The following is a 10,929-nucleotide window of genomic DNA, read 5'->3' on the forward strand; positions in this document are numbered from 1 at the left end:
ACCGCCGGCTATGGCGCGGTGGCCGACGTGCCGGAGCCCATCCGTCAGGCCATCCTGCTCATCGTCCAGCGCCTGTTCGATGGTGCAGACACCAGCATCGATGTTGCCATTGACCGCACCGTCCATGCCCTGATCGCACCCTATCGCAGAAGCCCGATCTGATGGCCAGGATCACCGCCAATGCCCTGCGCGACCGCGTCCGCCTCGAAAAGCGCGAGGAGATCGATGATGGCTATGGCAACACCTATGGCCAGTGGGTGCCACAGTTCGAGCGCGACGCCTGCATCCTGCCCTCCAAGGGCGGCGAGACGGTCATTGCGTCGCGCCTGCAGGAGGTGCAGCCGGCGCTGATCATCGTGCGCTTCGATGCCGAAACCGCAACCATCACCGCCGCCTGGCGCCTGATCGATGCCCGTTCCGGCCTGATCTACAACATCCGCACCGCCGCCGACATGGAGCGCCGCCGCCGCTTCATCACCATGCTGTGCGAGGCCGGTGTCGCAACCTGAGCGGCCACCGGCAAAGCCGCGAGCCAAAACCAGACTCTCCGGGAGAACCGCTATGACGCCGCCGCAAGCGAACGAGCAGTTCCGCATGTCCGAGACCGAGTTCGAGGCCCTGCTGGCACGCGCAGCCGAAACAGGCGCGCGGCGCGCCCTGCATGAGGTCGGTCTCGATGGTCAGGATGCGGCCGAGGACATCCGCGATCTTCGCTCGTTGCTCGCGGGTTTCCGCCTCGCGAAACAGACGGCCGTCCAGACCGCCGTGCGGCTGATCACCACCTGCGTCCTGCTCGCCCTGATGGCCGGCATCGCCATCAAGCTGAAGCTCTTCGGGCCGTCGCCTTAACCCGTCCGCCCGACTTATCAGACCATCGCCCGCCCTCGCCGAGGAGCGGGCTTTTTTGTGCCTGGAGACCTGCGATGACGACAATGACCTACAAACACTGGCGCGACGTACCCGAGAGCGGCTGGCGCTGGCCTAACTTCTCGCCAGCCGAGATCGCCTGCCGAGGGACGGGCAAGCTGCTGGTCAATGAACCCGCGCTCGACAAGCTCCAGGCGCTGCGCGATCGGCTTGGCAAGCCCCTCATCGTCCGTTCGGCCTACCGCAGTCCGGCGCATAACCGGGCCGTCGGCGGCGCGCCGCGCTCGAAGCACATGGACGGCACGGCCTTCGACATCGCCATGTCGAACCACGATCCGGTCGCCTTCGAGGCCGCTGCCCGAGCCGTCGGCTTTCTCGGCTTCGGCTACTATCCCCGTTCGGGCTTCATGCACATCGACCTCGGTCCTGCTCGGCAATGGGGCGAGCGGTTCCCGGTGCAGGCGACGGGGTTCGCCGCTGAAACGGCGCCCGCGCGGGAGGTTTTGGCCGACAGCCGCACGATGAAGGGCAGCGGCGCGGCAGGCGCGGCGACGCTCGGCGCCGTAGGCGTCGAGGTGGCGCAGAGCGTCCTGACGGAGACCCAGTCCGCGATCCTGCCGCTCGTACCCTATCTCGACACGCTCCGCTGGGTGTTCATCGCCGTCGCGCTCGCGGGCCTTGCCGTGACGATCTACGCCCGCATCGACGACTGGAAGCGGGGGCGTCGATGATCGCTGCTCTGTTCACCGGGAAGGCCGCCGCCCCGTGGTTGCGGGCGGCGCTGCGCTACGGCGCCATCGCACTTGCGGTGTTCCTGTTCCTGCTCTCACTCCGGCGCTCCGGCGAGCGAGCGGGACGCCTCGCCGAACGCCTCGAGACCTCGGAGAAGACCAATGACGTCCATCGCCAGATGCTCGATGCGGCGGCTCGCCGCCCTCGCGATCGTGACGATCTCGCTGACCGGCTGCGCGACGGTCGCTTCTGACCCTCGCGTGGCGACCGTCTGCCCGCCGGTTGTTGAATATAGCCGCGAGTTCCAGGCGCGCGCAGCCGACGAGCTCGATCTGCTGCCAGAGGGGTCGGCGATCGCCGAAATGCTCGCCGATTACAGCGTCATGCGGGATCAGGCTCGGGTGTGCCAACGCTGAGATCAGCGATGGAGTTGTTGGTCGAGGAATCTGCGACTTCATCCGCCTCCCAATTTGCATAGGTGCGGCCATCCTGAAGACGCCAGAGAATGCGGCCATTCGCGCTACCGCCATAGACCACGGCGGCGGCAGATGAAACGCTCGGAAAGGTATAGTCGCTGCTGAATATGAGCGCCCCGTCGTCTTCTCGGAGAATGCCTTTTTCAATAAGTGTGTCCCTAAGAGACGCGGTCCCCCTCGGTATGGTGGCGGTGGTGCGGCTACGAGCTCGTGAACCCCGTCTGACAACGAACTCGCCAGAGGCACTGACATTCATCTCGGCTGCGAACCCCTGACCCCGAAAAAAGAAAACAGGTCCGGAAGGGGCTGATGGTTCGTTTGAGATTTCGTTCATTTCCCCGGGCAAAGAACCGCGCATGGCTCGGAAGAGGTCGCATCCAAGCGCACCGACAAGAGTAATGGTCTGATCGACGAACTCTTCCATTGCGGCTCGATCTGGAAGGGGAAGCTTTCCTACTTCACTTGCCCTCTGCGAATTTGCAAGATTCCAACGAGGATTTCGGCCTGCCTCAGCGACAAGGCGGGCTTCAACATACCTCGCATGCGACTTGGTAAGGTTCTCGTCCTTGCTCACCAAGACGATGGTCTCGGCCCAGAAGCCCTTCGCATCACGGCCTTTTTCATTCGCACTGTGGAAGCCCAGCCTGTCGCCGACGGACTCGGACTCGCCGATGTAAGCGACCCATCTGTCGGCGTTTTCCTCGTCCTGGCCAAGAAGGATGTAGACGCCGGGCCGTATGATTTCAGGGGGCTCTGTTGCAAATTTCTGTCGCTGGTGCGAGAAGCAGCTTTTTCAGAGCAGGTTGTTGATTTCATGAGTGCATTCAAAGGCCGTCATTTCAGCGGTGAGGTCGTGTTGTGGGCAGTTCGCTGGTATTGCCGGTAGGGGATCAGCTACCGCGATCTTGAACAGATGATGGCCGAACGCGGCGTGCGCGTTGATCACGCCACGATCTACCGGGGGGTTCAGACCTATGCCCCTGAAATGGAAAAGCGGCTACGTTGGCAATGGCGCCGGCCGGTCTCAGGCAGTTGGCGGGTCGATGAAACCTACATCAAGGTCCGCGGGAAATGGACCTATCTCTACCGGGCGGTGGACAAGCTCGGGAACACCATCGATTTCTATCTCTCGCCCACACGCAATACCAAGGCGGCGAAACGGTTCCTGGGCAAAGCCTTGAGAGGTCTGAAAGACTGGGAAAAGCCTCATACAATCAACACCGACAAGGCGCCAGCTTATGGCGCGGCCATTTCCGAGCTGAAAGCGGAAGGCAAATGCCCCGAAGAAACCGAGCATCGTCAGGTCAAGTATCTGAACAACGTCGTTGAGGCCGATCACGGCAAGCTGAAACAACTGATCCGGCCTGTGCGTGGTTTCAAAACGTTGAAGTCCGCCTACGCGACAATCAAAGGGTTCGAGGTCATGCGTGCCCTGCGCAAGGGGCAGGCTGGCATTTTCAATTTCTCAAACGATGTCCTCGGTGAGGCACGCATTGTCGAGAGAGCCTTCGGCATCGGTCCATGTGCCCTGTCTGAAGCGGTGACCATGCTCGAAAACCATCTTCAGGACGTCAAAGCTTAAGCTGCTGGCCCGGAAGGGCGCGCAATCTGTCCAAATTCTAAATTTGCAACAGAGCCAGATCGAGCAATCCGTTGTCTCGCATCCGGTAAAAATGATACTGCACCGTTGTAAATGGCGAGAATTCCTTCGGTAATTGCGCCCATTGGCAACCGGTTGTCGCTATATACTGGATCGCATCCCAAAGTTTACGAGGATCATGTTTGCGAGGTCGGCCGACTTTGCTCATCTTCTGCAAAAGCGGCGCAATAATTATCCATTCATCGTCAGTGCAGTCACTTGCATAGCGCAAGAAACGTCTGGTAATAATCACGCCGAGCGGTTTCAGTCCATGTCATCTGATCCTCCGTAGTTTTTGCAAATAGAGAATCATAAACTACTGAAATCGCTAAACTTAATTTTAGGTCGGGCTCTTAGGGAGGCTGCGATGTACCCCCCCCGAATTCGGGCGCCTCAGATAGTTTTCTTGGCGTTGCGAGCGGGGGTTTTCACAGGTGGAGGCGGGTTGATGAATCAACTCAAAAAGGTAGCAACTGGCAAAGATTTAGCGTGCTTGGCAGGTAAATACTCTGGTTCCGATGCGAACACACGGAGTGCGGTAGCCATGCTATTGGATGCCCAGGTCGGAGGGCGCGCGTGAGTATTCTGGTTACCGGCGGTGCCGGTTACATCGGATCCCACACCTGCGTCCAACTGCTTCAGGCCGGTCACGAAGTTGTTGTTTTCGACAACTTCAGCAACAGCCACCCCGAAGTGCTCAATCGGGTCGAACAGATCACTGGGCGCAAGCCCATGCTGGTGCAGGGCGATATTCGCGACCAGGCGGCCATCGAGTCGGCCTTGCGGCAACACCAGTGTCAGGCCGTCATTCATTTCGCCGGGTTGAAGGCGGTTGGCGAGTCTGTTGAAAAACCGCTTCTCTACTACGACAACAACGTCGTCGGCACCCACCGCCTTCTTGCAGCCATGCAGAACTGCGGTGTCACTACACTGGTCTTCAGTTCTTCTGCCACCGTCTATGGCGAGCCTCAAAGCCTGCCACTCACGGAAGACCACCCGCTATCGGCCACCAACCCCTATGGGCGCAGCAAGCTGGTGATCGAAGATATGCTGCGGGATGTGTATCGCGCCCATCCCGATTGGCGCATTGCAATCCTGCGCTACTTCAACCCGGTGGGCGCGCACGAGAGCGGGCTGATCGGCGAAGACCCACAAGGCACGCCCAACAACCTCATGCCCTATGTGGCCCAAGTGGCCGTGGGTCGGCGGGAATTTCTCAACGTCTGGGGCAACGACTACCCCACGCCGGATGGCACTGGCGTGCGCGACTACATCCATGTGGTCGATCTGGCGGCGGGTCACCTCAAAGCGCTTGAAGCGCTTGATCGACCACAGTGCATAGCCGTGAACCTGGGCACTGGCGTGGGCTACAGCGTGCTCGATGTCGTCAAAGCTTTCGAAGCCGCCAGCGGCAAGCCTGTCCCTTATCGCATCAGCCCGCGCAGACCGGGCGATGTGGCGGCTTGTTATGCCGACCCGCGCCTGGCGATTCAGCTATTGGGCTGGAAAGCCGAGCGTGACTTGGCCGCCATGTGTCAAGACCACTGGCGCTGGCAGGATCGCAACCCACGAGGTTATTCATGAACCCCCACGCAGCACAGTCTTTGCGGCCGACAGCCTTGCTGAGGTCCTTTCACACCAACCGGAGCCTGATCTTCAATCTCATCAAGCGAGAAGTGGTTGGCCGCTACAGAGGTTCGGTCATGGGCTTGCTGTGGTCCTTCTTCAACCCGGTCTTCTTGCTGGTCGTGTACACCTTTGTGTTCAGCGTCGTCTTCCGGGCACGCTGGCTTGGCGGCTCGGATTCCAAGGTGGAGTTCGCTCTGGTGCTGTTCACCGGACTGCTGGTCTACAACCTGTTTTCGGAAGTGCTCAACCGGGCCCCCAGCCTGATCCTGAACAACGCTAATTATGTCAAGAAAGTGATCTTCCCGCTGGAGGTCTTACCCATCGTGGCTTTTGGGGCAGCGGCCTTTCACATGCTGGTGAGCCTGCTGGTATGGCTGCTTTTTTACGCAATATTCTTTGGTCTGCCCACCTGGACGGTGATTCAACTGCCCGTCGTGCTGGTGCCATTGATCCTCATGACGTTGGGCCTGGCCTGGATTCTGGCTTCCCTGGGGGTTTACCTGCGCGACGTTGGCCAGATCATCGGAGTGATCACGATGGCACTGATGTTTATGTCACCCATATTTTATCCGGTGGCAGCGCTGCCGGATCAATACCACGCCTTCATGTACATGAATCCGCTGACCTACATTGTCGAGGAGACCCGCAACGTCATGATCTGGGGAAAGTTGATTGACTGGAACGCCTGGGCACGCTGGACAGCGGGAGCCGCCGTCGTCGCCTGGTTGGGTTTTGCCTGGTTCCAGAAAACGCGCAAGGGGTTTGCCGATGTCCTCTGAAGTTGCGCTTACGGTCAAGGGGCTGGCAAAAAGATACTATATCTACGACAAACCTCACCGAAGACTGCTGCAAATGCTGCTGGCTCGCACAGGTAGAAGGTTCTACAGAGAATTTGTTGCCCTGCAGGATATTTCCTTCACCGTACCCAAGGGCAAGGTCGTTGGCATTCTGGGAAAAAATGGGGCCGGCAAGTCCACTCTGCTCCAGATCATTTGTGGGACGCTGACGCCTAGCGATGGCACAGTAGAAGTGCGCGGCAGAGTAGCAGCACTTCTAGAACTGGGGTCCGGATTCAACCCGGAGTTCACCGGTATTGAAAACATTTACCTGAATGGCCAGATCCTCGGGCTCAGCCGAGACGAAGTTGATGCAAAACTTGCCGATATTCTTGCCTTTGCAGACATTGGAGATTTTGTTTACCAGCCAGTAAAAACCTACTCCAGCGGCATGTTTGCTCGCTTGGCCTTTTCCGTAGCAGTCAACGTAGAACCCGATCTGTTGATTGTGGATGAAGCGTTGAGCGTGGGTGATGCCTGGTTTCAGCACAAAAGCATGGCACGCATGCGGCAGCTCATGGAAAGCGGTTGCTCTGTTTTGTTCGTCAGCCACTCGATAGACGCTGTGCGCGCGCTCTGCGATGAGGCCATCTGGCTGGAGCAAGGTCGGGTGAAGATGCACGGCAACGTCACGGATGTGACGAACGCTTATATGAATGATGTGTTCATTGAGCACAACCGAATTGTTTTGCAGTCGATGAAACAGGTAGTGGCTGCTGAAGAATCGACCAGCCTGCCGACTACGACACAACAAGATGTGCCTGAGCACGATCACAGGAGTGAAAAAGCAGAGCAACCTATATCGGCAGACCTTGTTGACGGGACTGTTGTCTCCGTCCGTTCAAAGTTGCTGAAAAACCAACAAGGGCAGGTAACAGATCACCTCCATCAAGGCGAAAGATTTTCACTAGAGTTCGAGATCGAAATTCACAGGCAGATAAATAACCTGAGTCTCGGATTCCTCATCAAAGATCAATTTGGACAAGAACTCACTGGCGAGAGTTTTTTTAACACATACAGAAAGAGTCTGAATTTCGAAGCAGGACAAACCGTGCGTTTTGTTTTCAGCTCAACAATGCTCTTGCGTGGCGGTCAGTCCTATTCAGTCGCGCTCCGCATCAATCAGGTGAGCCAGTGGGATCGCAGTGACAACGTGATTATCTTTGCGGACGAATTGGCCATGGTGTTCGATGTGTTAGCTGATACAGATAATCCGATGTGGTTTATGTTCAAAATGCCTTTTGGAGTTGCATGTAAATGAGAAAGATTGATGTCAGCGTGGTGCTCAACATGCACCGTGAAGCACTCTATTTGCGTCCAACTTTGCTTTCACTGGACGCTTGCGCCAATGAGGCAAAAAATGCCGGGATCAATGTCGAATTGATTGCTGTCTTCGACAAACCAGATCAAGACACCCTGGAAGTCTTTCATCGAACCCCGCTAAAAGCTTTTGAACAAATAAAAACCACTACCATCGATGTAGGATCTTTGGGGCTTGCACGCAATGCAGGAATTGATCTTGCTGAAGGCGAATTCGTCTGGACTTCCGACGGGGATGACCTAGTATCCAGAAATTCAATCGTTGAACTCGTCAAGACCGCCCGAAATCACCCACACTCAAAGATCGCTGTGTTTATCGACTTCTGGGTTGCCTTTGGTGAACCATACCATGTCGCGCGTTATGTGAGCGATCAGTGGTTGACCGCTGCTGACTTTGCTTATCATCACCCTTATGTTTCCAGAATTTTTATCAAGCGAGATGTGTTTCAACATCTGTCCTATCGCGACCTAAAAGTTACCACAGGCTTTGCCTATGAGGATTGGGATTTCAATGTCCGCCTGTTTGCTTCTGGGTTCGAATTCCTGGTTGCACAAAATACCATTATATTTTATCGACTACGAAGCAACAGTCTGTTAAAGCAGGCTAATGCGGTATCGGCAAGAATGGTTCCCCACTCTGCCCTGTTTGAACCGAAAACCTTTGTTGCAGCCATGGCTGATGCGCGCAAGAGAAACCCTGATTGGCAAAAGTTTATGCGTGAAAGGCAGGCGATTTACGAAAGGAAATTTGTGCATGAGATGTTGGCATCGGAGACTTTGGTTGGCTACGCGACTGAAGCAGCTCAATTAGATCCCGAAGTCGAGCCCATCCGAATTGAAGCCGCAAGCAATTATTGTCCTGTGCCTTGGGACTCTCAACACTGGGGATTCCAGCTGGAGAGGTTCTACCAGTTAGTTGGCGATCAGCCTTTTTCCGATGTTTTGCTGTTACCCTGGCTTAAACCGGGTGGCGCAGAGAAATACATCCTGCAAATCCTGGGTGAGTTATGGAAGTTTGGCGCTTGCCGGCGACTATTGGTATTGAGTGGTCAGGCGGCGAGCAGGCATGAATGGGCGAGCTTGCTACCCAAAGGCTCCGTTTTTGTTGATGTATTTAATGCATTTCCCATGCTTGACGATGCCGGAAGAGACGCCATGATCGCAAGAGCGCTTTTGGCTGTTGCAGCCGAAGGCGCGCGCTTGCACATCAAGGCCAGCCCTTTTTCCCATCGTTTAATGGATAGCTTTGGCTCCGTCTTGTCTTCAACATACAAGGTCGTCTATTACCGCTTTAGTGATAATTCGTATGCCTGGCGCAATGAGCGCGTCAATAGCCCTTGGGCTGTCGCCTTTCTGCGTCGCCAGTTGAACAATATTCACCTTTTGATCAGTGACTGCGGCAGCATCGCCGCGGCCGATTGGGCTCGATTGGGTGCGCACAAAGAAAAATATCAAACCATTTACGCTCTTTGCGCAGCTCAAGAGCATACGTCAATCAAACGCTTGCCCAACAAGCGCTTGCTTTGGGCATCAAGAGTTTCAGCTGAAAAGAGACCTGATTTGCTTGGAAAAATCGCCACAGCGCTACGTCAGGATTGCCCTGAAATTGTTATCGAAGTGTACGGGCAAATCGAAAATAACTACCACCAGCAACATTTGTTCGATGTTCCTGGTGTGATCTATCGCGGAAGTTATGACGGGTTTCAAACGCTGCCCATAGATCGTTTCGATGCGTTTATCTATACCAGCGCTTTCGATGGTCTCCCCAATGTGATTCTTGAGGTTTTGGGAGCTGGCTTGCCTGTGATCGCGCCTGACGTCGGAGGTATTGGAGAGGCTGTCATCGAGGGTGAGACCGGTTTTCTGGTGCCTGATCTGGTTGATGAAAACGCACTGGTCGAAGCGTATGTCGATGCGGTACGACGTCTCTATGGCGACTGGGATCGCACGGTGGAAATAGTCGAGCGTGGGCGACAATTGATCGCGGATCGGCATGGCGAAGCCAAGTTTCGGCAACGCGTTAGCGATGTATTTGAACTGGCTTTGCATGTTGAGGAGGTCAATCTATGAGTAGCCTTTATTTTTGTGCTGATGACGCCAGTCAGAAAATTCTTGCTGGAGATGCCCAAAAGATCATTTCCATAGGGAGTGATTTCGGCTACGGCAACTTCGGCGATGTACTTCAGCACATCAATGCGTTAAGAGCAATCAAAAAGACAGGTAGATTTGCGACCGTTTCTGTTATGGCCGCAAATGCCATCAACAGCCAAGCTTTCCCCTCGTTTGTGCCTGAAGCTTACAAGACTGATGCGGTTATTTTTGTCTCGAGCTACCCCTTAATTCTTGTCGACACTGATCCACAACTGACACGGGTTGCCGAAATTCGCAATGTCGCAGGACTTGGTCTTTACGGCGGTGGTTTTCTGAATTCAATGTGGGGAGACTTTGTTTTATCTGTAGTTGAACATTTTCTTAGACTCGATCAAAAGATTAATTATTGGGTTTCTGGTCAGCAAATCACCTCGCCTTTTGAGGCCCGTGTTTTAGAGCATATCAAGGCATTTCACCCCAAGCTGTTTGGGGTTCGTGACGAGGTGAGCCTACGGTTGCTTGCAGAGCGCGGTTATGACGCAGATTTTTCATTTGATGATGCGACCGAGGCGCTTGAAGGTTTGAGTGATCGACTGTCGATTCGGCAAGGTCAGGGGCTGGCGCTCCATCTCAATTCATCTGATTACACTGCCAACACCTCTTTGGCGGATGGCTTAGGCCGAGAGTTGGCGAGCGTAGCTTCTCAAGATGCCGCTAGGCACGAAGTCACTGTTTTTCAGGCGTTCAGAGATTCCCGCCAAGATGTGTTTGATTCCAGCGAAACCATCAAGCGGTTGGATTATCTTTTTCCGTTCCACGAGTATCGCACAATCGATTTGGTTGGCCTCTTGTTCGATCAATCATCTAGTAATAAGCAAATTAAATTAGATTTGGCGCTTGGCTATTCGTGCTCCTATCACGTGACACTTTGGTTGCAATTGGCGGGCATCCCTTGTTGGTTACGCAGTTCGAATTCGTTTTACGATCAAAAATCACGTGCGCTACAGGTGTCGCAGGGGCTGGATGAGTTTCTTCGAAATCCGAAACTGGCTGATCACACCTCAAATTTGGAGCGGCGTGCGACTTGGAATGATAAGTTGCAGCGACATCTCTCGAGTATTGATCCTATCGAGAACTGTCTGCGTTTTGAAAGTGTCGAGAGTGGGCCTGCGCCTTGGTCCTTTTTTTACAAGGGGCATCCAACGCTTCAGGATAAGTTGAGCTCAGCGGAGAAGGACAATCTATGGCTTAAATCCCGTGCTGAGGTGGCCGAACGCGATCTGGGTGCGACAAGAAGTGAGAACGCGGAATTGCATGGGCGGGTGGAGGCGTTGTCTGC

Annotated in this window: 10 protein-coding genes and 2 pseudogenes; 10 read left to right on the forward strand and 2 right to left on the reverse strand. The window is 55.2% G+C overall.

Going from position 1 to position 10,929, the window contains the following annotated elements:
• Positions 1-161: 161 nt before the first annotated feature.
• The 4 genes from ACFO1V_RS01745 to ACFO1V_RS01760 all read left to right on the forward strand — a co-directional run bounded on the left by ACFO1V_RS01745 (position 162) and on the right by ACFO1V_RS01760 (position 1,852).
• Positions 162-509, forward strand: a complete 348-nt coding sequence (locus tag ACFO1V_RS01745; protein WP_376903325.1) for a phage head closure protein — start codon at positions 162-164, stop codon at positions 507-509.
• Between the two features lie 52 nt (positions 510-561).
• Positions 562-849 carry a DUF6127 family protein gene (locus tag ACFO1V_RS01750; RefSeq protein WP_374833596.1) on the forward strand — a complete coding sequence of 96 codons (288 nt, stop codon included), beginning with the start codon at positions 562-564 and terminating at the stop codon, positions 847-849.
• A gap of 74 nt (positions 850-923) precedes the next feature.
• Positions 924-1,598: a YcbK family protein gene (locus ACFO1V_RS01755; protein ID WP_374833598.1), complete on the forward strand. Its 675-nt coding sequence runs from the start codon at positions 924-926 to the stop codon at positions 1,596-1,598.
• Positions 1,595-1,852 (forward strand): hypothetical protein, encoded by a 258-nt coding sequence (locus ACFO1V_RS01760; protein ID WP_374833600.1) that lies wholly within the window; start codon positions 1,595-1,597, stop codon positions 1,850-1,852. The genes ACFO1V_RS01755 and ACFO1V_RS01760 overlap by 4 nt, the downstream gene beginning before the upstream one ends.
• A 128-nt stretch (positions 1,853-1,980) precedes the next feature.
• Here the strand turns inward: ACFO1V_RS01760 and ACFO1V_RS01765 are convergent, their stop codons facing one another.
• Positions 1,981-2,499, reverse strand: a complete 519-nt coding sequence (locus ACFO1V_RS01765) for a DUF4357 domain-containing protein (RefSeq protein WP_374833602.1) — start codon at positions 2,497-2,499, stop codon at positions 1,981-1,983.
• A 390-nt stretch (positions 2,500-2,889) separates the two neighbouring features.
• On the opposite strand from ACFO1V_RS01765, the pseudogene ACFO1V_RS01770 reads away from it, so the two are divergent.
• Positions 2,890-3,657 (forward strand): annotated as a pseudogene (locus tag ACFO1V_RS01770) (IS6 family transposase).
• 40 nt (positions 3,658-3,697) lie between these two features.
• Here ACFO1V_RS01770 and ACFO1V_RS01775 read toward each other — a convergent pair.
• Positions 3,698-3,992 (reverse strand): annotated as a pseudogene (locus tag ACFO1V_RS01775) (transposase); the annotation flags it as partial.
• Positions 3,993-4,290: 298 nt separating this feature from the next.
• Here ACFO1V_RS01775 and galE point away from each other — a divergent pair.
• From galE to ACFO1V_RS01800, 5 genes are all read left to right on the forward strand, one after another.
• Positions 4,291-5,298: a UDP-glucose 4-epimerase GalE gene (gene galE / locus ACFO1V_RS01780; protein WP_374833604.1), complete on the forward strand. Its 1,008-nt coding sequence runs from the start codon at positions 4,291-4,293 to the stop codon at positions 5,296-5,298.
• The gene (locus ACFO1V_RS01785) at positions 5,295-6,122 is read left to right on the forward strand and encodes an ABC transporter permease (RefSeq protein ID WP_133595716.1); all 828 of its coding nucleotides are present in this window, start codon (positions 5,295-5,297) and stop codon (positions 6,120-6,122) included. Before galE ends, ACFO1V_RS01785 begins: the two co-directional genes overlap by 4 nt.
• A complete protein-coding gene (locus tag ACFO1V_RS01790) occupies positions 6,112-7,440 on the forward strand; it encodes an ABC transporter ATP-binding protein (RefSeq protein ID WP_374833606.1) in 1,329 nt (442 codons plus the stop codon). Before ACFO1V_RS01785 ends, ACFO1V_RS01790 begins: the two co-directional genes overlap by 11 nt.
• Positions 7,437-9,569, forward strand: a complete 2,133-nt coding sequence (locus ACFO1V_RS01795) for a glycosyltransferase (protein ID WP_374833608.1) — start codon at positions 7,437-7,439, stop codon at positions 9,567-9,569. Before ACFO1V_RS01790 ends, ACFO1V_RS01795 begins: the two co-directional genes overlap by 4 nt.
• Positions 9,566-10,929 (forward strand): hypothetical protein (locus tag ACFO1V_RS01800; protein ID WP_380075040.1); only part of this gene is annotated, 1,364 nt, incomplete at its 3' end. The genes ACFO1V_RS01795 and ACFO1V_RS01800, both read left to right, overlap by 4 nt.

The sequence above is a fragment of the Daeguia caeni genome, from assembly GCF_042653845.1.
Classification (GTDB): Bacteria; Pseudomonadota; Alphaproteobacteria; order Rhizobiales; family Rhizobiaceae; genus Brucella; species Brucella caeni.